Below are 25,752 nucleotides of genomic sequence, written 5' to 3' on the forward strand. Positions count from 1 at the left end.
GTCGGCGATGCGGGTGCCCTGCTCGGTCAGCTCCAGGGCGGCGCGCTCGGCGTCGGTGAACACCGTGGACCCGCGCCACGTGGCGACCAGGTTCAGGCGCGCGACGGTCTCGCCGGCGTGCGCGGCGTTCTTGCCGTGAACGTCGGTGGCGTAGGGGTCGCCGTTGATCTGGCTCGCGCGCAGCATCACCAGGTTCTGGGTCGTGGCCGGCAACGCCGACTCCTGGATGAGCACCGGGGCCGCCGCGCCGTAGTGCCCGAGGGCCTTGGCGACGGCGGGGCTGGCGAAGAGGTTCAGGCGGCTTTCCACGGAAGTGCTCCTTGCTGCTGTTGTCGGCTCGGTCATGAGATGCCGGAGGTCGGGGTTCTGTGACAGAGCCGCTCAGGTGACTTGCGTCATACAGGCCCTGAAAAATTCGTTGAACTCGTGTGCATTTACTGCACTGCTGTGCAATTACTGCACGAAGATATACTCTGGTGGTCAGCGGGCGTCAAGTTCTGTGGCCACCACCCGCCCAAGGAGCGCCAGTGCAGCGATGCGCAGCGACGATCCAGCCCGCCGTAGCGGCCGCGAACGCAGCGCCGCCGTGCCCGCAAGGCGATCGTGGACGCGGCGGTCCGCCTGAGCGCCGACGGAACGACACCGTCCGTCGACGACATCGCGGCCGCCCGCCGCACGGTGTACAAGTACTTCCCGAGCCTGGACCACCTGCTGATCGACGCGAGCGCCGGCGCGTTCAACGAGTCTCCCGTCGAGGAGGCGCCGGCCGACCCCGCGCTCGCCGGCGACGCCGGCCGCGACGGCAAGGAGGTGCTGCATCGAGGCGATCGTGACGGTGTCTCCCGCATCCTCGCCGATCTGAAGTCTTGCTGCTGACCGGTGGCGAGCTCACCCGGCCGGGGCGGGCAGGTGGTGGAAGGGGCGCAGCCCGGAGCCGACGTCAGCGCGGGTGAAGGGCGTAGCGGCCCAGGACGTTGATGTGCTGGCGGACGAAGGGCGATGGCCGGGCGACGTCTTCCTCGGCCAGCGAATAGCCCTCGGCTTCGAGCTGATCGAAAGCGCGGTCCATGGAGAAGGTGTTCCACGACATGACGCAGGTGAGCACCGCTGTCCGGCACCTGCGCCGTGTTTCAGGGCCCGTCCCGGTGCGGAATCGTGACCATCGCCAGCTACGGCGCAAAGCGAGCGTCCCCGCGGTGATCGCCATGCTGGGCGTCGGGCTGGTCGGCGTGACCATGAACCCGGCGATGGCCGTACGCGTCCAGCGCGTCGGCAACCCGGGGCCGCTGGTCAATTCCCGGTCGCGGAGACGATGATCGAGGGGGTCCGCGATGGGCCCGGCGTTCGGTTCGGTCCAGGCCGGGGAACATCGCGAAGCGCCCCGACGATCTATGTGCCCAGGCCGGAGCGGCAGCCACCGGCCGGGGACTGGTTCATCGCGGAGGCGACCTACCGGGACACCAAGGGCCTGGCGCCCGATGATCTCAGCCCCGCTGATGCCGCCGCCCGGCCCTCGCCCGCGCCCTCAGGACGCGGTCACTGGCACCTGCCCTTCAGCCACGCGCTGAACTCCGGCGTGTAGTCGGTGGCCACCCGCCTGGCCCCGCTCGCCAGCGCCGACTTCCACGCGTTCTCGTTCAGGGTCCAGGAGGGCGGCGGCTCCTCCCACTTGGTCACCTCCGGCCAGATCGGGCCGCCGGTCAGCACCTGGCTCAGGCCCGCGGCGGTCACGCGGCTCCTGAGCTCGGCGGCGATCGCGCTGTCGTGGGAGTACAGGATGATCTCCTGCGACCGGTAGTTCTCCTTGACCGGCCCGAGCACCTCGTTCCACCCCTGCGCCTTGATCGTGGCGTTCGAGCTGAGCAGCGACTGGCGGGCCTCGGTCTTGATCTCGACCAGCCCGATCATGCCGGCCGACCTCATCGCGGCCAGCCACTCGCGGAAGGTGTAGACGGTCTCGCCCTTGAACAGGCCGCGCACGATGGTCCGGCCCTTGAGCGCGGTGTCGCCCGCCGCCCACCAGATCTCGGTGATGTTCTTCTTCGTGCCCGACAGGCCCCAGGTCGAGGTGTTGTGCCACATGACGGCCTTGGTGCCGTCCTTGGTGAGCTGGAGGTCGGCCTCGACGCCGGAGGCGCCCCAGCCCTTGTAACGCTTGACGGCGGTGGGGTTGTTGGGCTGGCGCACCTGGTCCCGCTCCCAGGCGTCGGCGCCGGTCGGGTAGCCGCCGTGCCCGAAGATCTGCGGGCAGGCGGGCAGCGCGGCGGGCCGGGCGGCGGGCAGCGCGGCGGACGGCGAGGTGAGCGAGGAGGCCAGCGTCAGGGCGGCGAGGGAGGCGGCGAGGGGGACAGCCAAGGCACGCACCTTTCGATCTTGTCGTTGCCCGCACTCTGCCACATTCATGGACGTTCCGCCCTGGGGGAGCAGCTCGGCGGGCGAGGGGTGCGCAGGCGTGACCCGGGTCGCCGGTACAGTCGTCGGTACCGTGACGGCTTGTGGCAGGCTGCCACGGGAACCGGCGCTCGAACCCTGTGGCGGGGTCTGTTTTTGTGGGATCCACACAAAGCAGGAGCCCCGGCGTGCACTATGCGGACATTGGTGCACGCGGTGGTCATCGAGCACGGTAGAGACAGTGACAGGCGAGACTCCGGGGACCACCCCGGACTTCGCCTACTTGTACGGGGTACGTGGGAGGCTCAACCGGTGTTCAATCGTGTCGCCATCGTCAACCGCGGAGAGGCCGCGATGCGGCTCATCCACGCCGTCCGGGATCTTTCGGCGGAGACCGGCAAGCGGATCGAGACGATCGCGCTCTACACCGACGCCGACCGCGACGCGACCTTCGTCCGCGAGGCCGACGTCGCCTACCCGCTGGGGCCCGCCTCCGCGCGCCCGTACCTCGACCACGCCGTGCTGGAGCGGGCGCTGATCGAGACCGGGGCCGACGCCGCGTGGGTCGGCTGGGGGTTCGTCGCCGAGGACCCGTCCTTCGCCGAGCTGTGCGAGAAGATCGGCGTCACCTTCGTCGGGCCGAGCGCGGAGGCGATGCGCCGGCTCGGCGACAAGATCGGCGCCAAGCTCATCGCCGAGGAGGTCGGCGTCCCCGTCGCGCCGTGGAGCCGCGGCGAGGTGGCCACGCTGGCCGACGCCCTGCGCGCCGGCGACGAGATCGGCTACCCCCTGATGCTCAAGGCGACCGCGGGCGGCGGCGGCCGCGGCATCCGCATGGTCGCCTCGGCCGACGAGCTGGCCGACGCCTACGAGCGCACCAGCCAGGAGGCCGAGCGCGCGTTCGGCTCGGGCGTGGTCTTCCTGGAGCGCCTGGTCACCGGCGCCCGCCACGTCGAGGTGCAGGTCATCGCCGACGGCCAGGGCACCGCGTGGGCGCTGGGCGTGCGCGACTGCTCGGTGCAGCGGCGCAACCAGAAGATCATCGAGGAGTCCGCCTCCCCGGTCCTGACCGGCGACCAGGCCGACGAGCTGAAGGCGTCGGCCGCGCGGCTCGCCGTGGCGGTCGGCTACCGCGGCGCCTGCACCGTCGAGTTCCTCTACCACCCGGGCGACAAGATGTTCGCCTTCCTGGAGGTCAACACCAGGCTCCAGGTCGAGCACCCGATCACCGAGCTGACCACCGGCACCGACCTGGTCCGGCTGCAGCTGCACGTCGCCGCCGGCGGGCGCCTGGAGGGCCCCCAGCCGGCCGAGAGCGGCCACGCCGTGGAGGCCCGGCTCAACGCCGAGGACCCCGACCGCGACTTCGCCCCCGCGCCGGGCCGCATCGCCCGCCTGGTGCTGCCCGCCGGGCCCGGCATCCGCGTCGACACCGGCGTCAGCGAGGGCGACACCATCCCCGCCGACTTCGACTCCATGATCGCCAAGATCATCGCCTACGGCCGCGACCGCGAGCAGGCCCTGGCCCGCCTGCGCCGCGCGATGGCCGCCACCACCGTGATCATCGAGGGCGGCGCCACCAACAAGAGCTTCGTGCTCGACCTGCTCGACCAGCCCGAGGTCGTCGACGCCGTCGCCGACACCGGCTGGATCGACCGCGTCCGCGCCGAGGGCCGCCTGGTCAGCCACCGCCACTCCGCGGTCGCCCTGGCCGCCGCCGCGATCGAGGCGTACCAGGACGAGGAGGAGGTCAGCCGCAACCGGCTGCTGGCCACCGCCCACGGCGGGCGCCCGCAGGTGCAGCACGAGACCGGCCGCCCGCTGACCCTCAAGCTCCGCGGCGCCGGCTACCGGCTCACGGTGGCCAGGGCCGGGCAGCGGCGCTTCCGCGTCGGCATCTCCGACGGCGACCGCTCCCACCCGCTCGACGTCGAGATCGACCGCTTCGACGAGCACAGCGGCCGCATCACCGTCAACGGCCGCCGCTTCCGCCTGATGTCGGCCACCCACGGCCCGATCCACCTCGTCGAGGTCGACGGCGTCACCCACCGCATCAGCCGCGACGAGGGCGGCGTCGTCCGCTCGCCCGCGCCCGCGCTGGTGGTGGCGACGCCCCTGTCGGCCGGCGACGAGGTCGAGGCCGGCGCGCCCATCCTGGTGCTGGAGAGCATGAAGATGGAGACGGTGCTGCGCGCGCCGTTCCGCGCCCGCGTCCGCGAGTGCGGCGTCTCGGTCGGCAGCCAGGTCGAGGCCGGCGCGCCGCTGATGCGCCTGGAACCCCTCGCCGGCGCCGAGGCCGCGCAGGCCGCCGCCGCGACGGGCGCCCCCGAGATCGACCTGCCCGCCGCCCCGCCGCGGGCCTCCGCCGCCGAACAGGCCGAGCGCGGCGTCCAGGACCTGCGCGAGCTGCTGCTCGGCTTCGACGCCGACCGCCACGAGCGCACCCGCATGTTGTCGGGCTACCTGGCCGCGCGCGCCGAGCTCGACGACCGCGTGATCGAGGGCGAGCTCGACCTGCTCACCGTCTTCGCCGACCTGTCCGAGCTGAGCCGCAACAAGCCGGGCGGCGAGCTCGACGTCGAGCCGGGCAGCCCGGTGCACAGCCCGCGCGAGTACTTCCACAGCTACCTGCAGAGCCTCGACGTCGAGCGCGCCGGCCTGCCCGAGGCGTTCCAGGCCAAGCTGCGGCGCATGCTCAGGCACTACGGCGTCGAGGAGCTCGACCGCACCCCGGAGCTGGAGGCCGCGGTCTTCCGGATCTTCCTGGCCCAGCAGCGGATGACCGCCGGCGTCGCCGTCGTGTCGGAGCTGCTGCGCGCCTGGCTGGCCGGGGCGCCGCCGCGCGAGCCGCTCGGCGAGCGGGCCGGGCTCGCCCTGGAGCACCTGGTCGAGGCCACGCAGGTGCGTTTCCCCGTGGTCGCCGACCTGGCCCGGGGCGTCGTGTTCCGCTGGTTCGCCCAGCCGCTGCTGCGCCGCAACCGCGCCAAGGTCTACGCCGCCGTCCGCGACGAGCTGCGCCACCTCGACCGCGACCCCGACGCGCCCGACCGCGCCGAGCGCATCCAGGCCATGGTGGCCAGCTCCGAGCCGCTCGTCCGGCTGCTCGGCCAGCGCATCGGCCGGCCGGAACGCGACCTCGCGCCGCTGCTGGAGGTCCTGACCCGCCGCTACTACGGCAACCGCGGGCTGTCGCAGGTCGCCACCCTCGACAGGGCGGGCTGCCGGTTCGTCACCGCCGAGCACTCCGGCCCGCGCGGCGTGACCCGCCTGGTCACCACCGCCGTCGACATCGCCGCCCTGCCCGACGCCATCGACGCCGTCGGCGCGCTGGCCGAGGGGGTGGGCGGGCGCGGGCTCGTCGCCGACCTCTACCTCACCTGGGACGACCAGCCCGACGCCGAGGAGATGGCCGTACGGCTCGGACAGGTCCTGGCCGGGCGCCCGCAGATCGCGGGCGTACGGCGGATCACCACCACCGTCCTGGGCGCCAGCGGCGCGGTCATGCACCACCACTTCACCTTCCGCCCCGACGGCGCCGGCTTCGCCGAGGACCGCCTGATCCGCGGCCTGCACCCGCAGATCGCCCAGCGCCTGCAACTGCACCGGCTCCAGGAGTTCGACCTCACCCGGCTGCCCTCGGTCGACGAGGAGCTCTACCTGTTCAAGGCCGTCGCCAAGAGCAACCCGGCCGACGAGCGGCTCATCGCCATGGGCCAGGTCCGCGACCTGACGCCGCTGCGCGAGGCCGACGGCCGCCTGGTCGCGCTGCCCGCCGTCGAGGACGCACTCAACGCCGGCCTCGACGCGATCCGCAACATCCAGGCCCAGCGCCCCCAGAACAAGCGCTTCGACACCAACCGCATCATGATGTACGTCTGGCCCTCGACCGAGCTGACCACCGACGAGCTCAACATGCTGGTCCAGCGCATCCTGCCGACCACGGCGGGCGCCGGGCTGGAGGAGGTCCAGTTCGTGGCCCGCCAGCGCACCCCCTCGGGCGAGCTGAGCGAGGTCGCGGTGCGCATCACCCTCGGCCCCCGCCACGGCGCCAGCCTGCACGTCGGCAAGCCGTCCGACGAGCCGGTCCAGCCGCTCGACGACTACCGCCAGAAGGTGCTGCGCGCCGCCCGGCGCGGCAACGCCTACCCCTACGAGCTGACCGGCCTGCTCGCCGGCCCGCAGGGCAGCTTCGTCGAGCACGACCTCGACGCCGACGGCGTGCTCGTCCCGGTCGACCGGCCCAAGGGCAACAACTCCGCGGCGATCGTGGCCGGCGTGGTCACCACGCCGACCGCCCGCCACCCCGAAGGCGTCACCCGGGTGGTGCTGCTCGGCGACCCGACCAAGGCGCTGGGCGCGCTGTCGGAGCCGGAGTGCTCGCGGGTGATCGCCGCGCTCGACCTGGCCGAGCGCATGCGGGTGCCCCTGGAGTGGTTCGCGCTGTCGGCCGGCGCCCGGATCTCGATGACCTCGGGCACCGAGAACATGGACTGGGTGGCGGCGGCGCTCAAGCGCATCGTCACCTTCACCCAGGCCGGCGGCGAGATCAACATCGTGGTCGCGGGGATCACCGTGGGGGCGCAGCCGTACTGGAACGCCGAGGCCACGATGCTCATGCACACCAAGGGCATCCTGGTGATGACCCCCGACTCGGCGATGGTGCTCACCGGCAAGCAGTCCCTCGACTTCTCCGGCGGCGTGTCGGCCGAGGACAACTTCGGCATCGGCGGCTACGACCGCGTCATGGGGCCCAACGGCCAGGCCCAGTACTGGGCGCCCGACCTGCCGGCCGCCCGCGACGTGCTGATGGCCCACTACGACCACACCTACGTCGTCCCCGGCGAGAGCGGCCCCCGGCGGGCCCCGACCGCCGACCCGGCCGACCGGGACGTCCGCGACTATCCGCACGCCGTGGCGGGCAGCGACTTCACCACCGTCGGCCAGATCTTCTCCGCCGAGCACAACCCCGACCGCAAGAAGCCCTTCGACATCCGCACCGTGATGCGCGCCCTGTCCGACCAGGACCACCCGGTGCTGGAACGCTGGGCGGGCATGGCCGACGCCGACACCTCGGCCGTCCAGGACGTGCACATCGGCGGCCGGCCGGTCTGCCTGATCGGCATCGAGTCACGGCCGGTGCCGCGGCGCGGCTTCCCGCCCGCCGACGGGCCCGACTCCTACACGGCCGGCACGTTGTTCCCGCGCTCGTCGAAGAAGACCGCGCGGGCGATCAACGCGGCCTCCGGCAACCGGCCGCTGGTGGTGCTGGCGAACCTGTCCGGCTTCGACGGCTCGCCCGAGTCGATGCGCAAGCTGCAGCTGGAGTACGGCGCGGAGATCGGCCGGGCGATCGTCAACTTCGACGGGCCGATCGTGTTCTGCGTCATCTCCCGCTACCACGGCGGCGCGTTCGTGGTGTTCTCCAAGGCGCTCAACCCGAACATGACCGTGCTGGCGCTGGAGGGCTCGTTCGCCTCGGTGCTCGGCGGCGCACCGGCCGCGGCGGTGGTGTTCTCCGGCGAGGTGAACAACCGCACCGCGAACGATCCGCGCGTGAGCGAGCTGCAGCGGCAGGTCGCGGCGGCCAGCGGCGCCGAGCGGGCCGCGCTCAACGCCCGCCTGGCCGAGGTCCAGCCGGCCGTACGGGCGGAGAAGCTGGGCGAGGTGGCCGCGGAGTTCGACCGGGTGCACAACATCCAGCGCGCGGTCGAGGTCGGCTCGGTCGACGCGATCATCAGCGCCGCCGAGCTGCGTCCGCGGATCATCGAGGCCATCGAACGCGGCATCGCCCGCCTGCACCAGGGCTCCTGACCCCGCCCCGCCCGGCCCCTCCCCGGGGCCGGGCGGCCCCGTCAGCGACGGTTGAGCGCCAGGCTGTGCACGGGGTGCTCGCCCTCGGTCTGCAGCCGGTACTCCTGGCCCGACTTGGCGCGGTTCTCCTCGATGACCCGCTCGGACGGCGGCTTCTCGCCGCCCATGATCGCGTCCTGCATCTTCTCGAAGCGCTCGTGGGCCTCCTGGACGTATCCGGTGCCCAGGGTCGTGCAGTCGATCTGGGTCGCGATCAGCTCCCGCAGGTACGCCTTGTTCGGCTCGAACGTCACCGGCGCGGGCAGCTCGGGAGCCAGCACCTCCTCCGGGTCCCGGCCGTCGAGCCGCTTGAACAGCTCGCAGGCCAGCCGCAGGTGCTCGATCTCCATGTTCAGGTGCAGCTCCCAGACGGCCTTCACCTTGGGATCGGACTCGGTCTCCATGAACGAGTGGTAGAGGTAGCACTCGTTGTACTCGTGGTTGAGCAGCATCTCCCACCAGCTCTCGCCCGGGTCGACCAGCGACTCGTAGTGGGTGACGTGCTCCTCCTCGATGAGGCCGATCTCCTGGTAGAGCTGGCGGGCGATCGGCTCCATGTAGGTGGGGCCGACGTTCATGTAGAAGTTCATGGTCTGCTGCTCGGCCGCCATGACGGTCAGGGCGTGCAGTTTCGACAGCGGCTCGGTGCGGTGTCGGTCGTACGGCTCGCGCACGTTGTCGACCGGGTCGCGGTGGTGCAGGTACGTCGGCCGTCCCGGCATGACCTCGGTGAGCTGGTCGACGATCTTCTCGGCCTTGCGGTGCTCGATCATCTCGTAGAGGTTGGCGTACCGGTAGAGGTGGTCGAAGTCCTCCAGCACCCCGAACTGGTACGCCTGCGTCAGGTACGGGTCCGGCTCCATGCGCGCCACCCACGCCGTCAGGTCCACCGCGACCTGCTCGTAGGCGATGGTGGTCTCCAGCACCGAGGCCAGGCCGGGCAGCAGCCAGTTGACCACTTTCTGCTGTTGCGCCTCGATGTAGCGCACCCGGGCGAGCTGCTGCTTCAGCTCCAGGTCCGGGCAGTGGCGGGCGAGCTGGTGGCTGAACAGGATCGCCTCGACCTCGATGCCGTTCATCGTGATGATCCGGCACCGGGTGTACGGGTCGGCGTGGTCGGGATCGATCGGCAGGACGTTGAGCTCGCGCCAGTTGCGCAATTGCCTGTCCAGCGGGATGCCCCGCTCCCGCAGTGGATTGAAGGTCATGGACGCCGCGCTCCTTTGCGCCTCGGTGGACACGACCGCGGCCGTGCCGTACCGGGCTGGGCCTACCCGAGGGCCCCGGAGGCAATCTCTACGCCGTCCCGACAAAGAGGACACAGATGACAAAGACGGGCGTGAGTGGGCAGGGCCCGGGTAGCTACGGCCAGAATCCGAGAGGGAGACGATCGTGACCGCTCAACAGACAGCGCCCGAGAAGATGGCCGAGACCGACGTCATCGACCTGCTGCTCGCGCAGCACGCGATGATCAGAGACCTGTTCGACGAGGTCGAGCAGGCGCCGGCCGGTCAGCGGGGTGAGGCGTTCACCCGGCTGGTGCGCCTGCTCGCCGTGCACGAGACGGCCGAGGAGGAGATCGTCCACCCGTACGCCCGCCACAAGATCGACGGTGGTGACGCGGTGGTGGACGACCGGCTGGCCGAGGAGAACGAGGCCAAGCGGCTCCTCACCGAGCTGGACGAGGGCGGCCCCGACGCGCCCGGCTTCGCCGAGAAGCTGGCCGTCCTGCGCGCCGCCGTCGAGGCGCACGCCCGCAGCGAGGAACGGTACGAGTTCACCCAGCTGCGCGGGCGCACCAGCCAGGCGGAACGTCGTGGCATGGCGGCCGGCGTGAAGGCCGCCGAGGCGATGGCGCCGACGCACCCGCACGCGGGCACGGAGTCGGCGACCAAGAACGTGCTCGTCGGCACGCCGGTCGCGATGATGGACCGGGCGCGCGACGTCATCCGCAGGGCCATGGGCAAGAACCCCTGACCCTGGCCACCTCGTGGTCTCGCGAAGGCGCGGGCAGGCGCCGGTCCTCAGTCGCGCGGCTCGACGACCAGGAACACGGGGATGGTGATCGTGAGCAGTGTGCCAGGGGACGGCGCCTGGGCGGTCACCACCCATCCGCCCGTCTCGGGACCGCCGTCGGGGTTGACCCGCTGCACCCGCGCGGTGATCCCCAGCGCGGCGAGCTGCCCGTTCGCCGCGCCCAGCTCCCTGCCCCACAGCTCGGGCATGGAGCCGAGGTAGGTGGGGGAGGGCGCGGCCGTCGCCGCCGGGAGGGGCGTCCGAGGGGGAGGGGCGGCCTGGTCTGCGGTCCCCTCCAGCAGCAGGGCGGTGAACGTCCCGCTCAACGCGAGCCCCATGACGACGAACGTGGCGATCAGGCGTGCCTCCGGCCGGTTCACGCCTCCTTTGTACGCCATCGGGATCACGCCGTGGGCCTGCCCGGCGTGGCGTGCTTCCGCGCTGGGGCGAAGTAGCCAGAATGGGAACCATCTGGTCACTCAGCGTGAGGGGGAAGATGCGGTCGATCACATGGGCGGCGGCGGTCGCCGTCGCGGTCGTCGCCGCGGGACCCGCCGCCCTCGCCGCGGCGGCCACCGGGCCGGACGGGGACACGTCCTGGAAGAAGCTCACGTCTTTCCGGGTCTCGCCGGCGGCGCCGCACCAGAACGACGCCATCCGGCTGCTCATCCACTGCCCCACCCAGGCCAACCACGCCGTCGTCGGGTCCACGGCGTTCCCCGTCAAGGGGTCGTGGCGGATGTTCCGCGAGGTGGGGATCGGGCTGGGTGGCATGGGGTTCGGCAAGAAGGGCGTCGTCATCTCCCGGTACGCGCCGCCGGGGGAGCACGAGGTGCGCCTGAAATGCGTCAAGGTGACGGCCGACTGGCTGACCGGCCTCAGGAAGGTCAAGGTCATCAGCCGGTCGGAGGTCCCGCTCGTGGTACGCCCGTTCCGCCTCGGCCAGTTCTTCTGACACCTTGAGCTCCCCGCCGGCATCCATACCCGTACCGGGTGCAGGTTGCCGGAGGTGGGCGGCTGCCGTATCCTGCACGTTCGGAAGAGCCGGAGCGACGGGGGAGGGCCGGTGGGGAGCCTGCGACGGGGTGCGCGTGCACTCCTGCTCGTCGTCCTCGCCCTCGGCGTGTGCGGGATGCACACGCTCGGCCATGTGAACGCCCGGCACGACACGGCGACCGCGCGGCACGGCCTGGCGGTCGTTCACGAGCTGCCCGTCGCCCCCGTCGCCCCCGTCGCCGCCCTGGCGGGGCTCGCGCCCGGCCACGAGATGCCGGGGCTCGATCCGGCCGGGGTGTGCCTGGCCGTCCTGACGTCGCTGCTCGTCGTGGTGCTGCTGGCCCTCTGGGTCGGGGTGCGGCGGCGGGCCGTCGGCGGCGCCGATCCGGGCCCGGCCTTCCGGCCCGTCGCGCGGCCGCCGCCGCGACCCACGTCCCTGAGGCTGGCTCGTCTCTCGATCCTGCGCATATAGGCCGCCCCTTCGCCGGACGCCCTCGACGGCGATCCGCGCGCATCGGCCTACCCGCAGTTCCAGCGAACGAGAGAGCACATCAGCATGTCCACCAACCGTAAGATCGGCCTCGCCGCCGCCGCAGGCGCGCTCGTCCTGCTCACCGCGTGCGGCGCGAACGACACCGCCTCCACGGCCGCGCCCGGGGCCACCACCGCGAGCGCCACCCAGAGCGCCACCGAGACGGCCACCGCCGGTGCGTCGCCGTCGCAGCAGTCGTTCAACGACGCCGACGTCATGTTCGCCCAGATGATGATCCCGCACCACCAGCAGGCGGTCGAGATGGCCGGCCTGGCTCCGCAGCGGGCGAAGGACCCCGAGATCAAGAAGCTCGCGGCCGACATCAAGGCCGCCCAGGATCCGGAGATCCAGACCATGAAGGGCTGGCTGGCCGAGTGGGGCAAGCCCGTCCCGTCCGGGGGCATGGGGCATGACATGCCCGGGATCATGTCCGCCGAGGACATGAAGAAGCTCGACGGGGCCAAGGGGGCCGCCTTCGACCGGCTCTTCGCCGAGCAGATGATCGCCCATCACGAGGGAGCGATCGAGATGGCCCGTACCGAGCAGGCGAGCGGGGTGAACCCGCAGGCCAAGGGGCTGGCCAAGGCCATCGAGAGCACGCAGCAGGCCGAGGTGGCCCAGCTCCGCAAGCTCCTCGAACGCCTCTGACCCATCCCTCGCCCGGACGCATCGGCCGTCCGGGCAAGGAGTGCATCTTGCCCGGACGGCCGGACGCTTGTGGCGTTCGGATGGTGGGTGCGCCCTGCCTGGTCATGGCCACCGGGCGGACCGTGCCGGGCCGCTCCCGGTCACGGTCGCCCCGCGAACCCGTGCCTGCCCGCTGCCCGGTCACGGCCGCCGGGCGAACGGTTCGGCCCGCCCGCCGCCCCTTGGGCGACGACCGTTCCGGAGGGGAGGCCGACGCCGGCGACGAGGCATGCGGGGGCGTAGATCCGTGCGGGGCAGCGGGCGGATGCCTGGAGGCCGGCTGACCCGGCCGAGCCTCGCCGAGGGGGCGGAGAAAGGGGCGGAGGAAGGGGGCGGCCACGCCGGGATCGTTGCGCGTCCGGGTGGGGCGTCTCCGCCGTCCACGCGCGGATCCGGAAGGCGGGCACCGCGGGGCGCGGCCCGTCTAGGTGTGGGGTTTGTCTGGTTTTTTGGTGGTGTGTTCGTGTCGGGGAGGTGAACTGCGGGGTTGGTTTGAGGGGAAGGGTTGCGGATGGGGGTGTTCTTGTTTACCGTCCGCTATGAGCGTTAGGAAAGTTTCCTAACGCCGTGCATCGATCACGGTCCACCTGCGGATGGCCCCATGGCACCCCCTATCCGAAGGATCAACGCATGATCAGACGTCCTGAGCGGCGCCCCCGGCGGTCGTCGCTGCTCGTCACGGCCCTGGTCGCGGCCCTGATGGCGGCCGCGCCCCTGGCGCCGCCGGCCACCGCCGCGGCCGGTTCCAGCGCCGACACGCTCCTGTCAGGCGGCAAACCGGTCACCTCGTCCTCCGTCGAGGGCAGCGGCTTCGAGGCGGCCAAGGCGGTGGACGGCAACGCCTCCACCCGCTGGGCCAGCGTCGAGGGCCACGACCCCGAATGGATCAGGGTCGACCTCGGCGACACGTACAACGTCTCCAGGGTGAAGCTGTCCTGGGAGGCGGCCTACGGCAAGTCGTACAAGATCCAGACCTCGCCGGACGGCGCCACCTGGACCGACGTCTACTCCACCACCTCCGGCAACGGCGCGACCGACGACCTGACGGTCAGCGGCAGCGGCCGGTACGTGCGCATGTACGGCACCGCCCGCGGCACGACGTACGGCTACTCGCTCTACGAGCTGGAGGTCTACGGCAGCGGCGGCGGCGGCGGGACCGACACCACCCCGCCCTCCGTCCCGGGCAACCTGCGCGCGACCGGCACCACCTCCACCAGCGTCTCCCTGGCCTGGGACGCCGCCACCGACAACGTGGGCGTCACCGGCTACCTCGTCTACCGGGGCTCGACCCTGGTGACCACCGTGACGGGCACCACGTACACCGACACCGGCCTGACCGCCGCCACCGCCTACAGCTACACGGTCAAGGCGCGCGACGCGGCGGGCAACCAGTCGGCGGCCGGCGGCCCCGTCACGGCGACCACCCAGCCCGGCGGCGGGGGCGGTCCCGCGGTGCCCTTCGGCAGCCACACCATCCCGTACGCGGCGGGCATGCTGCGTCCCTCCGGCGACCAGGCCACGCTGGACGCGCGGGTGGTCGACTACTACAAGCGGTGGAAGGCCGCCTTCGTCCGGCAGAACTGCGGCAACGGCTGGTACGAGGTCATCTCCCCGGACGCCGACCACCCGTACGTGGCCGAGGCCCAGGGCTACGGCATGGTGGTGGTCGCGACCATGGCCGGGGCCGACCCCGACGCCAAGAAGATCTTCGACGGCATGGTCAAGTGGATGCTCGCCCACCCGTCGTCCGTCAACCCCGACCTGCTGGCCGCCGAGCAGGACACCGCCTGCAAGAGCGTCGACGGCGGCGACGGCGCCACCGACGGCGACATGGACGTCGCCTACGGCCTGCTCCTGGCCCACCGGCAGTGGGGCAGCGCGGGCACGTACAACTACCTCGACCTGGCGATCAAGCACATCAACGCCATCAAGAAGGACGAGATCAACCCGTCCACGAACCTGCTCAAGCTGGGCGACTGGAGCAGCTCGGGCGACCAGTACTACTACATCACCCGTACCTCCGACTGGATGGTCGACCACTTCAGGGCCTTCAGGAAGGCCACGGGCAACAGCGCCTGGGACACGATCAGGACCGCCCACCAGAACCTGATCACCACCCTGCAGAACACCTACGCCTCCGCCACCGGCCTGCTGCCGGACTTCGTGGTCAACACCAACACCACCGCCAAGCCGGCCCCCGGCCAGGTGCTGGAGGACCCGAACGACGGCCAGTACTGGTGGAACGCCTGCCGCACCCCGTGGCGCATCGCCGACGACGCCGTGACCAGCGGCGACGCCAAGTCGCTCGCCTCGGCCAGGAAGCTCAACTCCTGGATCAAGAGCAAGACCGGCGGCGACCCCGGCAAGATCGCCATCGGCTACAAGCTGAACGGCACGCAGATCTCCAGCGGCAGCGAGGCCGCCTTCTTCGCCCCGTTCGCGGTGGCGGCGATGACGGACTCCGGCAGCCAGGCCTGGCTCGACGCGCTCTGGAACAAGATGCTCGGCACCCCGATCGACGCGAGCAGCTACTACTCCTCCAGCATCCAGCTCCAGGTCATGATCACGGTGACCGGCAACCACTGGGTGCCCTGACCGGCGGCGGAACCCCAGCCGTGCCCGCGGACGGCCTCCGCGGGCACGGCCCCCCGAAGGGAGGAACCCCATGAGACGGGCCCTGCTGACCGGGCTCCTGCCCCTCCTGCTCTCCACCCCGGCCGCCGCGCTGCCGGCCGCCGGAGAGACCGGTGCCGGGGTGGCCGGAGTGGCGAAGGTGGGCGAGGCGGCCGAGGTGGTCGAGGTGGTCGAGGTGGTCGAGGTGGCCACGGCGGCCCAGCTCGCCGGCGCGCTGGCCGCGGCGGTTCCCGGGCAGACCATCAGGCTCGCACCCGGCGAGTACCACGGCGCCTTCGTCGCCCGGCGACCCGGGACGTCCGCCGCCCCGATCACGCTGACCGGACCGGCGGACGCCGTCCTGGTCAACGACGGCCCCTCCGGCGTCGCGCCGTCCTGCCCCGCGCCGGGCGGCGGCTGGGACTCCGGGTACGGGCTGTGGCTGTACGAGGCGCCGTACTGGCGGCTCACCGGGTTCACCGTCAAGGACTCCAAGAAGGGCGTCGTCCTGGACGCCTCCCCGCACGTGGTGATCGACGGCGTGTACGTGCACCACGTCGAGGACGAAGGCGTGCACTTCCGGCGCAGCTCGTCCGACGGCGTGCTGCGGAACTCCCGCATCACCCACACCGGCCTCCTCCAGCCCGGCTACGGCGAGGGCGTCTACCTCGGCTCGGCCGGCTCCAACTGGGGCTGTCACGGCAACACCGGCGGCGCGGACCGCTCGGACCGCGTCCAGGTCGTCGGGAACACGATCGGCCCGTACGTCGCCGCCGAGCACATCGACGTCAAGGAGGGCACCAGCGGCGGCCTGATCAGCGGCAACACCTTCGACGGCACCGGCGTCAGCGGCCAGAACTCCGCCGACTCCTGGGTGGACGTCAAGGGCTCCGGCTACACGATCGAGAACAACACCGGCACGTTCGCCCCGCCCGGCACCTTCGCCAACGGCTACGAGACGCACAATCCGGTCACGACGCCGTCCTTCCTCAACGGCTGCGGGAACGTCTGGCGCGGCAACCGGTCCGATCTCGGCGGCGTCGGCGCGTACGCCGTCAAGATCACCTCGACGTCGAAATGCGCGGCCGACCCCAACGTCGTGCGCTCCTCCAACACCGTCACCGGCGCCACCCGCGGGCTGACGAACGTCCCCGTGACCCCGGGCTGACGGCCCGCTCGGGAGCAGCCGCCCGGCCTCCGGGCGGCGCCCTCGCCGTGCCGTGCGCCGCCCGGGTGAACCCCGCCCAACGGGGTTAAGAAACCTTCCTAACTTCATTGACAGCCCTCAGCGCCCTGCGCCACGATCCCGGTAAGCGGCTCGGCGCGGCTTCCTCTCCCAGGATGTGACGCGCTCAGCGAAAGACCTCCTGCCCCGGCCGCCCACCGGACCGTGCTCCGATCTCTCACCCCCAGGAGAATCGCCATGTCCAGAGTCCGCCTGGCCGCCACGGCCGTCATGGCCGTGATCGGCCTGGTGGCCGGCCTGCTCGTGGCCGCCAACGCCTCGGCCGGCACCGCCGAGACGCTGCTGTCACAGGGCAAGCCCGCCACCTCCTCCTCCAAGGAAGCCACCTCCTACGCCGCCGCCAAGGCCTTCGACGGCGACCTCACCGGCACCCGGTGGGCCTCTGCCGAAGGCCACGACCCCGAATGGCTGCGCGTCGATCTCGGCGCGTCCCAGCAGATCACCCGGGTCAAGCTGACCTGGGAGGACGCCTACGCCACGTCGTACAAGATCCAGACCTCCCCGGACGGGAGCACCTGGACCGACGTCTACTCCACCACCGCCGGCGACGGCGACGTGGACGACCTCACCGTGACCGGCACCGGCCGCTACGTCCGCATGTACGGGACCGCGCGCGGCACCGACTACGGCTACTCCCTGTGGGAGATGCAGGTCTACGGCGGCGGCACCCAGCCGACCGACCCGCCGGGCGACACGTTCGTGGTGGCCGCCGCCGGTGACATCGCCGAGCAGTGCACTGCGAGCTCCTCCTCCTGCGTGCACCCGAAGACGGCCGCCCTGGTCGAGTCGATGAACCCCGAGTTCGTCATCACCATGGGCGACAACCAGTACGACGACGCCCTGCTGTCGGACTTCCGCAACTACTACGACAAGACGTGGGGCAGGTTCAAGGCCAAGACCCGCCCGGTCCCCGGCAACCACGAGACCTACGACCCGGCCGGGTCCGAGGCCGGCTACAAGTCCTACTTCGGCGCCATCGCCTTCCCGCAGGGCAAGAGCTACTACAGCTACGACCGGGGCAACTGGCACTTCGTCGCGCTCGACTCCAACCACTTCGACCAGTCCGCCCAGCTCACCTGGCTCAAGAGCGACCTGGCCGCGACCACCAAGCCGTGCGTGGCCGCGTACTGGCACCACCCGCTGTTCAGCTCCGGCGAGCACGGCAACGACCCCGTCTCCAAGCCCGTGTGGCAGGCCCTGTACGCGGCCGGCGCCGAGTTCGTGCTCAACGGGCACGACCACCACTACGAGCGGTTCGGGCCGCAGAACCCCAGCGCCCAGGCCGACACCGCGAAGGGCATCGTCGAGGTGCTCGGCGGGATGGGCGGCGCGTCGCCGTACCAGATCGAGAACGTGCAGCCCAACAGCCAGAAGCGGCTGAGCGGCACGTTCGGCGTGCTGAAGCTGACCTTCACCGGCAGCACGTTCGGCTGGCAGCTGATCGGGACCGACGGCTCGGTCAAGGACACCAGCCCGACCTACTCCTGCCACTAGATGTACATCTCGCTTCTCGGCACCCGGCTGACCAGGGCGGTGCCCGCCAACGTGGTGGCGCTCGGCCTGGTCAGCCTGGTCACGGACGTCTCGTCGGAGATGGTCACCGCGGTGCTGCCGCTGTACCTGGTGGGCGCGCTCGGGCTCAGCCTGGTGCAGTTCGGGCTGCTGGACGGCCTGTACTTCGGGGTCACCGCGCTGGTCAGGCTGGCCGGCGGGCACGCCGCCGACCGGTGGAGCCGCCGCAAGCTGGTCGCCGGGCTCGGGTACGGCCTCTCGGCCGTGTGCAAGCTGGGCCTGCTCGCGGCCGGCGGGTCGGCCGCCGCGCTCGGCCTGGTGCTGGCCGCCGACCGCACCGGCAAGGGGCTGCGCACCGCGCCCCGGGACGCCCTCATCACCCTGAGCGCCCCGCCCGACCGGTTGGGCGGCGCGTTCGGGGTGCACCGGGCGATGGACACCGTGGGCGCCTTCCTCGGGCCGCTGGCCGCCTTCGCGGTGCTGACGGCGACGGCCGGCGCCTACGACGCGGTGTTCGTGACCAGCTTCTGCGTGGCCGCGCTGGCCGTGCTGCTGCTGGTCCTGTACGTACGGGACCGGCGCGGCCCGCTGACCGCCCGCGTCCGGCTGCGGGCGGCGGTGACACGGGAGCCCGGGTTCCGCCGGGCCTGCCTGGTGGCGGTGGCGCTCGGCCTGGTCACGGTCAGCGACTCGTTCGTCTACCTCGTGCTGCAGCGGCGGCTGGCGATCGCGCCCGAGCTGTTCCCGCTGCTGCCGCTCGGCACGGCGGGCGCGTACCTGCTGCTGGCGGTGCCGCTCGGCAGGCTGGCGGACCGGTTCGGGCGCGCGACGGTGTTCGTCGCCGGGCACGTGGCGCTGCTCGCGGTCTACCTGGTGCTGATGGGCCCGGCCTGGCTTGTGCCCGCGCTGCTGCTGCACGGCCTGTTCTACGCCGCCACCGACGGCGTGCTGATGGCCCTGACCGGGCCGATGTTGCCGGAGAGCGCGCGCACCGGCGGGCTGGCGCTGCTGCAGACCGGGCAGGCCACGGCCCGGATGGTGTCGTCCATCCTGTTCGGCCTGCTGTGGGCCGGGACGGGGGAGGGGCCGGCGCTGGCGGTGATGGCCGCGGGGCTGGTGACGGCGTCCGCGATCGCCTGGCGGGCGCTGCGATCACAAGGAGGTCGTCCATGAGACGGGTGCTCGTACTCCTCGCCGCGGTGGTCCTGCTGGCGGGCGGCGCGACCGCGTACGCCACCTGGGCGGCGTCCTCGCGGCAGGCCGGGCCCGCCGTCGCGGGGTTCGACACCGGCGAGCCGGGCCGGGTGCTGGTGCGCAGCGGCGGACGCGTCGCCTCCGTGCCGCTCGCCGACCCGGGCGCGCCGCCGCGGGTCAGCTCCCGGGCCTGCGACCGCTTCTACACGGCGAACGGCACCACCCTCTGCCTGGTCACCCGGCCCGGCCCGCTGCCGAAGACCGAGGCGCTCGTCCTGGACCGGTCGCTCAAGGAGACCCGCCGGATCAACCTGGCCGGCGTCCCGAGCCGGGCCCGCGTGTCGGCCAGCGGCCGGATGGCCTCCTGGACGGTGTTCGTCACCGGCGACTCCTACAGCACCGGCGGCTTCTCCACCTGGACCGGCATCCTCGACACCCGGACCGGCTACCTCGTCACCAACATGGAGGACATCCCGCTCTACCTCGACGGCCGCCGCTACCACTCGGCCGACGTCAACTACTGGGGGGTCACGTTCGCCGCCGACGACAACCGCTTCTACGCGACCGTCTCGACCAAGGGCAAAACGTACCTGGTGGAGGGCGACTTCGGGGCCTGGCGGGCGCGGGCGCTCAGGGAGAACGCCGAGTGCCCGTCCCTGTCGCCGGACGGGACGCGGCTGGTGTTCAAGAAACGTGTCTCGCCGGGCCCATGGCGGCTGCACCTGCTGGACCTGGCCACCATGCGGGAGAGCCCGCTGGGGGAGCGGGCCAGCATCGACGACCAGGCCGCCTGGCTGGACGACCGAACGGTCATGTACGCCAAGGACGGCGACGTGTGGGCGGCCGACGTCGGCGGCGGCCCGCCCCGGCGGCTGATCCCCGGCGCGAGCTCCCCCGCGGCCGTCCGCTGACGCGACCGCCTGCCTTCGGGGCGCGGTCAGGGGAGCCGGATGAGACGCCGCTCTACCGCGGCCGTGACCGCGGCCGTGCGCGTGTCCACGCCGAGCTTGTCGTAGATGTGCACCAGATGGGTCTTGACCGTCGCCTCGGTGATGTAGAGCCGCCGGGCGATCTCCCGGTTGCTCGCCCCGCTGGCCAGCAGCTCCAGCAGCTCGACCTCGCGGGCGCTCAGCGCCGGGCCCGGCTCGCGCATGCGCCGCATCATCCGGGTCGCCACCTTGGCCGACAACACGCTCTCGCCCCTGGCCGCGGCCCGGATGCCCTGGAACAGCTCCTCCGGCGGGCACGCCTTGAGCAGGTAGCCGATGGCCCCCGCGTCGACGGCACGCATGATGTCGGCGTCGCTCTCGTACGTCGTCAGCACCAGCACCTGCGGCGGCGCGGGCAGCCCGCGGACCCGCCGGGTGACCTCCACGCCGTCGACGCCCTCGCCGAGCTGCAGGTCCATGAGGACGACGTCGGGGGAGCGGGCGGCGATGCTGCGCAACGCCTCGGCCCCGTCGGCCGCCTCGCCGACGATCTCCATGTCGGGCTCGCCGCCGAGCAGCGCCACCAGCCCGGCCCGGACCACCGGATGGTCGTCGACCAGGAACAACCTCATGCCCCACCGCCGTCCAGTGCCCGCGGCGGCCACCCGGCGGGCACCCGGGCCGCGACCGCCGTGCCCTCGCCGGGCGCGCTCTCCACCACCAGGACGCCGTGCACCTCCGCCAGCCGGTCGCGCATCGCCCGCAGCCCGTAGCCGCGGCCGGGAGCGGGGGCCGGCTCGGCGAATCCGACGCCGTCGTCGAACACGTCGAGCGTCACCTCGCCGTCGAGGTAGGACAGCGTCACAGTGACCGTCACCCCGGCCGCCGGGTCCGCCGCCGGGGCGGCGTGGTCGCGTACGTTGGCCAGCGCCGCCTGCGCCACCCGCAGCAGCGCCGCCTGCACCTCCGGCGCCAGCGGGTACTCCTCGCCCGCCAGCCGGAAGCGCACCTGCGGTCCGGTCTGGCCGGCGTCCGCGCAGAGCCGGGCGAGAGCCTCGGGCAGCGTGACGTCCACCAGGCCGGGCGGCTGGAGGTCGCGGACGAACCGCCGCGCCTCGGCCAGGTTGTCGGCGGCGGCCGCGGCGGCCCGCCGTACGTGGGCGCGGGCCTGGGCCGGGTCGGTGGCCCACATGCGGTCGGCGGCCTGGAGCAGCAGGCCCATGCTGGTCAGGCCCTGGGCGAGGGTGTCGTGGATCTCCCTGGCCAGCCGTTCGCGCTCCTCCAGGACGCCGGTGCGGTGGCGGGAGTCGGCCAGCGTGCCGCGCGTGCTGATCAGGTCGTCGATGAGCAGCTGCCGGGCCGCGCTCTCACGTTGCAGCTCCCCGAAGATCACCGCCGTCATGGCCGCGATGCCGACCGGCGCGAGGATCAGGCTGACGTCGAGCTCGCGGGCGATCTCCAGCTGGGCCACGATCACCACCAGGGTCAGCGCCGCGGCGGCCACCGCGAAGCCGCGCGCGTTGAGCAGCCGCAGGCACAGGAAGAGCAGGGGGACCGCGCACCAGCTGAACGACGGTGCCAGCACCACCAGCGCCAGCCACCCCGCCGCCACGCCGCCCAGCCAGACCAGCCGCCCCTGCCGGCCCAGCCGGTTCCACCAGACGATCCCGGCCGCGTACGCCAGCGCGAGCAGGCCGCAGACGGCCAGCGACGTCACCGTCTGGGCGCTCATGCCGTGACGGGACACCAGCCGCAGGGCCGAGGCGGCGAGCAGCAGGTAGAAGCCGACGTGCATGGCCCAGTTGAGCCAGGTGCGCTCCCTCATGGCCCTCCCCGTCGCCGCGCCCTTCGACACTATCCCCTGCCCGACAATGGCCCCCACCAGGGCGGCGGCGCATCAACCGATCGGTTGACCCGGCCCTCGACCGCTCGGCGCGCGGGGATCGCCCGTGCTCCCGATGGCCCGCGGCGGTCCGGCCGGAAACCTGGAGGTGTCCGACGAGGTGTCCGACTTCGCCCTGACGAACTGGAGAAAGCCATGAACATCCGTACTCGCCTGGTCGCCGGCTCGCTGTCGGGGCTGGCCGTGCTGGCCGGCGCCGTCGCCGCCACCTCGCCCGCCCAGGCCGCCGACGCCGCCCACAGCGCTCGCGTCGCCCGGGTCGCCGCGGCCGAGCCCGTCGTGCAGACCGGCGTGCTCTCCGCGGACGCCGCGCTGAAGATCGCCGACGCCGCCCTGAAGGAGGCCGTCAAGCAGAAGCAGCGCGTCACCGTCGTGATCGTCGACCGGTCCGGCGCGACCCGGCTGGTGCTCAAGGGCGACGGCGCGGGCCCGCAGACCGAGGAGTCGGCCCGGCGCAAGGCGTTCACCGCGGTCTCCTTCGGCCGGACGACGTCCGAGCTGGGCAAGGGCGTCAACGGCGGCGGGCCGTCCATCGCCGACATCCCGGGCACCCTCTTCCTCGGCGGCGGCGTGCCGGTCGCCTCGGGCGGCGCCCCGATCGCGGGCATCGGCGTCGGCGGCGCCCCCAGCGGCGACATCGACGAGTCCATCGCCCAGGCGGGCCTCAAGGCGGTGGCCGGGCAGCTTCGCTGACCGGCTGGACCGGCCCCCGGCGCGCCGCCGGGGGCGGGCGGACGGAAGGATGAGGGGATGAACCGCCGAGCCATCCTGACCTGGGGACTCGGTCTGATGCTCGCCGCCTGCGGCGGGCGCGAGGTGAAGGGAGCGGGAATGGCCGACGAGGAACTGCTGGCGGGGGCCGCGCGCGGGGACGCCGCCGCCGTCCGGGACGCGCTCGGCGCCGGGGCCGACGTCGAGGCCCGCGACGGGCAACGCCGTACGGCCCTGCTGCTGGCGGCGGCGGCCGACCACGTCGAGGTGGCCAAGGTGCTCGTCGCGGCGGGCGCCGACCCCGACGCCCAGGACGCCAGGCAGGACACCCCCTGGCTGGTCACCGGCGTCACCGGGAGCGTGGCGATGCTCAAGGCGCTGCTGCCCGCCGGGCCCGACCTGACCAGGCGCAACCGGTACGGAGGCGTCTCCCTCATCCCGGCCTGCGAGCGCGGGCACGTCGAGTACGTGCGCGAGGTGCTGAAGACCGGCATCGACGTCGACCACGTCAACGACCTGGGCTGGACGGGCCTGCTGGAGGCGGTCATCCTGGGCGACGGCGGCGAGCGCCACCAGGAGGTCGTGCGGCTGCTCATCGCCGCGGGCGCCGACGTCGACCTGGCCGACCGCGACGGCGTCACGCCGCTCGCCCACGCCGTGGCCAAGGGCCAGCGGCAAGTGGCCGCCCTGCTCCGCGCGGCCGGAGCCCACTGACACACGGCGGGGGTGCGGCCTCGGTGGCCGTGCGGGAGGCAGGCGTTCGGAGCACGGTGGGCGCCTGCTATGGTGTGAAATGCTTGTGATCCTCAGCTAGGAGACCAGACATGGCAGGTGACGACGACATCTCCGGGTGATACCGGAGGTCGATCGGCCCCGGCGTGAGCGCGTGAGCGCCGCCGGTGTGGCCGTGTTCGTCGTTTCCCGAATCCCTGTCCTTTCACCGGGCGGCTTCGGCATGCCCGCGTTCTCCGTCGAGGTCTTCTTCACATGTCCGACGCGTTCATCGTCTGCTCCAACCTGTCCTTCTCCTGGCCTGACGACACCCCCGTCTTCAGCGACCTGTCCTTCAGCGTGCCCGGCGGCCGTACCGGCCTGGTCGCGCCCAACGGCGCCGGCAAGAGCACGCTGCTCAAGCTGATCGCCGGGGAGTACCGGCCGCGCTCGGGCGGCGTGTCCGTCAACGGCGTGCTCGGCTACCTGCCGCAGAGCCTGCCGCTGGCCGGCGACCTGACCGTGGCCGAGGTCCTGGGCATCGCTCCGGTCATCGCCGCGCTCAACGCCATCGAGGCGGGCGACACCGCCGAGGAGCACTTCACCACCATCGGCAACGACTGGGACATCGAGGAGCGCACCCGTGCCCAGCTCGACCGGCTCGGGCTCGGCCACCTCGGCTTCGCCCGCACCCTGCGCACGCTGAGCGGCGGGCAGATCGTCTCGCTCGGCCTGGCCGCGCAGCTGCTCCGGCGGCCCGACGTGCTGCTGCTCGACGAGCCCACCAACAACCTCGACCTCGACGCCCGACACCGGCTGCACGCCGTGCTCGGCGACTGGAAGGGCTGCCTGCTCGTGGTCAGCCACGACCGTGCCCTGCTCGACCGCATGGACCGCATCGCCGAGCTCGACCGGGGCGAGGTGCGCTTCTACGGTGGCGACTTCACCGCCTACGAGGAGGCCGTACGCACCGAGCAGGAGGCCGCCGAGCGCAACGTGCGCACGGCCGAGCAGGAGCTCAAGCGCGAGAAGCGGGAGATGCAGCAGGCCCGCGAGCGCGCCGAGCGCAGGGCCGGCAACGCCGCCCGCAACCTGAAGAACGCCGGCCTGCCGCGCATCTTCGCCGGGAACATGAAGCGCGGCGCCCAGGAGTCGGCCGGCCGGGCGGGCCAGACGCACGCCGCCCGCGTCAGCGACGCCAAGGCCCGGCTCGACGAGGCGGGCCGCGCCCTGCGCGACGACCAGCGCATCTCCCTGCAGCTGCCGGGCACCAACGTGCCCGCCGGGCGCACGGTCTTCCAGGGCGAGCACCTCATGGCCCGCGGCCTGTTCGCCGAGCCCGGCATCGACCTGGTCGTGCGCGGGCCCGAGCGCATCGCGCTGACCGGACCCAACGGCGCGGGCAAGTCCACCCTGCTGCGCCTGATCACCGGCGACCTGGAGCCCGACGGCGGCGCCGCCAGGCGGGCCGACGGCCGGGTGGCCTACCTGTCGCAGCGGCTCGACCTGCTCGACGACGAGCTCACCGTGGCCGAGAACCTGGCCGCCTTCGCCCCCGCGATGCCCGCCGCCGAGCGGATGAACCTGCTGGCCCGCTTCCTGTTCCGGGGAGCCCGGGCCCATCTGCGGGTAGGTGTGCTGTCGGGCGGCGAACGGCTGCGCGCCACGCTGGCCTGCGTGTTGTGCGCGGAGCCGGCGCCCCAGCTGCTGCTGCTGGACGAGCCGACCAACAACCTCGACCTGGTCAGCGTGGGCCAGCTGGAGAGCGCGCTCGGCGCGTACGAGGGGGCGTTCGTGGTGGTCAGCCACGACGAGCGGTTCCTGGCGGAGATCCGGGTGGACCGCAGGCTGGAGCTGTCCGGCGGGCGGCTGCTGGAGGGCGGCGGGCCGGACGCGGGGTGACGCCGCCCCTGGGGGCTATTTCCGGACATATTACTAAACTTGGATGGTTCGTTCTCTTGTGTCATTCAGGTTTGTATAGGTAGGTTTGGCGGCTATGACCGCATCGAAGGCTCCGACGACCGCCGAGGAGCTGCGCGGCGCCGGGCTGCGGGTGACCGCCGCCCGGGTCGCGCTGCTCGAGACCGTCCGGGAGGGCGACCACCTCGGGGTCGAGGCGATCGCCTCCGGGGTGCGCGAGCGCGTGGGTCATATCTCGTTGCAGGCCGTGTACGACGCCCTCCACGCGCTCGCCGCCGCGGGGCTCGTCCGCCGCCTCGACCCCCCGGGCAGCTCGGCCCTGTACGAGGGCCGCGTCGGGGACAACCACCACCATCTCGTGTGCCGGTCCTGCGGCGCCGTGGCCGACGTCGACTGCGCCGTCGGCCACGCCCCCTGCCTGACCGCCTCCGACGACCGCGGCTTCGCCATCGACGAGGCCGAGGTCATCTATTGGGGCCTGTGCCCCGCCTGCTCCACCGGCAGCAGTTCCTGAGCACCCAGATTCCGCCTCGTCCGGAAG

The 25,752-nt window shown here is 72.5% G+C and carries 22 protein-coding genes; 15 read left to right on the forward strand and 7 right to left on the reverse strand.

The window, feature by feature from the left end:
* On the reverse strand, nt 1-309 hold a 309-nt coding region (locus AB0J71_RS46835), incomplete at its 3' end, for a carboxymuconolactone decarboxylase family protein (RefSeq protein WP_364420732.1).
* Between the two features lie 294 nt (nt 310-603).
* Here AB0J71_RS46835 and AB0J71_RS46840 point away from each other — a divergent pair.
* A complete protein-coding gene (locus tag AB0J71_RS46840) occupies nt 604-876 on the forward strand; it encodes a hypothetical protein (protein ID WP_352327413.1) in 273 nt (90 codons plus the stop codon).
* A 64-nt stretch (nt 877-940) separates the two neighbouring features.
* Here AB0J71_RS46840 and AB0J71_RS46845 read toward each other — a convergent pair whose 3' ends face one another.
* A complete protein-coding gene (locus AB0J71_RS46845; protein ID WP_352327414.1) occupies nt 941-1,237 on the reverse strand; it encodes a Tn3 family transposase in 297 nt (98 codons plus the stop codon).
* Between the two features lie 299 nt (nt 1,238-1,536).
* A complete protein-coding gene (locus AB0J71_RS46850) occupies nt 1,537-2,355 on the reverse strand; it encodes a hypothetical protein (RefSeq protein WP_364420734.1) in 819 nt (272 codons plus the stop codon).
* Between the two features lie 348 nt (nt 2,356-2,703).
* Between AB0J71_RS46850 and AB0J71_RS46855 the strand changes: the two genes are divergently transcribed.
* Nucleotides 2,704-8,202: a carboxyl transferase domain-containing protein gene (locus AB0J71_RS46855; RefSeq protein ID WP_364420736.1), complete on the forward strand. Its 5,499-nt coding sequence runs from the start codon at nt 2,704-2,706 to the stop codon at nt 8,200-8,202.
* 41 nt (nt 8,203-8,243) lie between these two features.
* On the opposite strand, the gene AB0J71_RS46860 is transcribed toward AB0J71_RS46855, so the two are convergent.
* Nucleotides 8,244-9,449 carry a hypothetical protein gene (locus AB0J71_RS46860; RefSeq protein WP_364420738.1) on the reverse strand — a complete coding sequence of 402 codons (1,206 nt, stop codon included), beginning with the start codon at nt 9,447-9,449 and terminating at the stop codon, nt 8,244-8,246.
* Nucleotides 9,450-9,633: 184 nt separating this feature from the next.
* Between AB0J71_RS46860 and AB0J71_RS46865 the strand changes: the two genes are divergently transcribed.
* Nucleotides 9,634-10,218, forward strand: coding sequence for a hemerythrin domain-containing protein (locus tag AB0J71_RS46865; protein WP_364420740.1), 585 nt, complete (start codon nt 9,634-9,636; stop codon nt 10,216-10,218).
* Nucleotides 10,219-10,265: 47 nt separating this feature from the next.
* Here the strand turns inward: AB0J71_RS46865 and AB0J71_RS46870 are convergent, their stop codons facing one another.
* A complete protein-coding gene (locus AB0J71_RS46870; protein ID WP_364420742.1) occupies nt 10,266-10,637 on the reverse strand; it encodes a hypothetical protein in 372 nt (123 codons plus the stop codon).
* A 116-nt stretch (nt 10,638-10,753) separates the two neighbouring features.
* Here AB0J71_RS46870 and AB0J71_RS46875 point away from each other — a divergent pair, with 116 nt between their 5' ends.
* The 8 genes from AB0J71_RS46875 (at nt 10,754) to AB0J71_RS46910 (ending at nt 19,948) form a co-directional block, all read left to right on the forward strand.
* Complete coding sequence (locus AB0J71_RS46875) at nt 10,754-11,212, forward strand: hypothetical protein (protein WP_364420744.1); 459 nt, start codon at nt 10,754-10,756, stop codon at nt 11,210-11,212.
* Nucleotides 11,213-11,323: 111 nt separating this feature from the next.
* Nucleotides 11,324-11,725, forward strand: a complete 402-nt coding sequence (locus tag AB0J71_RS46880; protein WP_364420746.1) for a hypothetical protein — start codon at nt 11,324-11,326, stop codon at nt 11,723-11,725.
* Nucleotides 11,726-11,809: 84 nt separating this feature from the next.
* Nucleotides 11,810-12,433 carry a DUF305 domain-containing protein gene (locus tag AB0J71_RS46885; RefSeq protein ID WP_364420748.1) on the forward strand — a complete coding sequence of 208 codons (624 nt, stop codon included), beginning with the start codon at nt 11,810-11,812 and terminating at the stop codon, nt 12,431-12,433.
* Nucleotides 12,434-13,102: 669 nt separating this feature from the next.
* Nucleotides 13,103-15,067 carry a glycosyl hydrolase family 8 gene (locus AB0J71_RS46890; protein WP_364420750.1) on the forward strand — a complete coding sequence of 655 codons (1,965 nt, stop codon included), beginning with the start codon at nt 13,103-13,105 and terminating at the stop codon, nt 15,065-15,067.
* A gap of 70 nt (nt 15,068-15,137) precedes the next feature.
* The gene (locus AB0J71_RS46895; RefSeq protein WP_364420752.1) at nt 15,138-16,253 is read left to right on the forward strand and encodes a right-handed parallel beta-helix repeat-containing protein; all 1,116 of its coding nucleotides are present in this window, start codon (nt 15,138-15,140) and stop codon (nt 16,251-16,253) included.
* A 255-nt stretch (nt 16,254-16,508) separates the two neighbouring features.
* Nucleotides 16,509-17,825, forward strand: coding sequence for a discoidin domain-containing protein (locus AB0J71_RS46900; protein WP_352327416.1), 1,317 nt, complete (start codon nt 16,509-16,511; stop codon nt 17,823-17,825).
* On the forward strand, nt 17,826-19,016 hold the full coding sequence (locus AB0J71_RS46905) for an MFS transporter (protein ID WP_352327417.1): 1,191 nt from the start codon (nt 17,826-17,828) through the stop codon (nt 19,014-19,016).
* The gene (locus AB0J71_RS46910; RefSeq protein ID WP_352327418.1) at nt 19,013-19,948 is read left to right on the forward strand and encodes a hypothetical protein; all 936 of its coding nucleotides are present in this window, start codon (nt 19,013-19,015) and stop codon (nt 19,946-19,948) included. The genes AB0J71_RS46905 and AB0J71_RS46910 overlap by 4 nt, the downstream gene beginning before the upstream one ends.
* A gap of 26 nt (nt 19,949-19,974) precedes the next feature.
* Here the strand turns inward: AB0J71_RS46910 and AB0J71_RS46915 are convergent, their stop codons facing one another.
* Both AB0J71_RS46915 and AB0J71_RS46920 read right to left on the reverse strand, forming a co-directional pair.
* The gene (locus AB0J71_RS46915; RefSeq protein ID WP_364420754.1) at nt 19,975-20,598 is read right to left on the reverse strand and encodes a response regulator transcription factor; all 624 of its coding nucleotides are present in this window, start codon (nt 20,596-20,598) and stop codon (nt 19,975-19,977) included.
* Nucleotides 20,595-21,791 carry a histidine kinase gene (locus tag AB0J71_RS46920; RefSeq protein WP_364420756.1) on the reverse strand — a complete coding sequence of 399 codons (1,197 nt, stop codon included), beginning with the start codon at nt 21,789-21,791 and terminating at the stop codon, nt 20,595-20,597. The genes AB0J71_RS46915 and AB0J71_RS46920 overlap by 4 nt, the downstream gene beginning before the upstream one ends.
* A 213-nt stretch (nt 21,792-22,004) precedes the next feature.
* Between AB0J71_RS46920 and AB0J71_RS46925 the strand changes: the two genes are divergently transcribed.
* The 4 genes from AB0J71_RS46925 (at nt 22,005) to AB0J71_RS46940 (ending at nt 25,725) form a co-directional block, all read left to right on the forward strand.
* Complete coding sequence (locus tag AB0J71_RS46925; protein WP_364420758.1) at nt 22,005-22,562, forward strand: heme-binding protein; 558 nt, start codon at nt 22,005-22,007, stop codon at nt 22,560-22,562.
* 57 nt (nt 22,563-22,619) lie between these two features.
* Nucleotides 22,620-23,294 (forward strand): ankyrin repeat domain-containing protein, encoded by a 675-nt coding sequence (locus tag AB0J71_RS46930; protein ID WP_352327422.1) that lies wholly within the window; start codon nt 22,620-22,622, stop codon nt 23,292-23,294.
* Nucleotides 23,295-23,567: 273 nt separating this feature from the next.
* Nucleotides 23,568-25,193, forward strand: a complete 1,626-nt coding sequence (locus AB0J71_RS46935; protein WP_364420760.1) for an ABC-F family ATP-binding cassette domain-containing protein — start codon at nt 23,568-23,570, stop codon at nt 25,191-25,193.
* Between the two features lie 94 nt (nt 25,194-25,287).
* Nucleotides 25,288-25,725, forward strand: coding sequence for a Fur family transcriptional regulator (locus tag AB0J71_RS46940; RefSeq protein ID WP_352327424.1), 438 nt, complete (start codon nt 25,288-25,290; stop codon nt 25,723-25,725).
* Nucleotides 25,726-25,752 lie beyond the last annotated feature (27 nt).

Source organism: Nonomuraea sp. NPDC049637 (genome assembly GCF_040675235.1).
Classification (GTDB): Bacteria; Actinomycetota; Actinomycetes; order Streptosporangiales; family Streptosporangiaceae; genus Nonomuraea.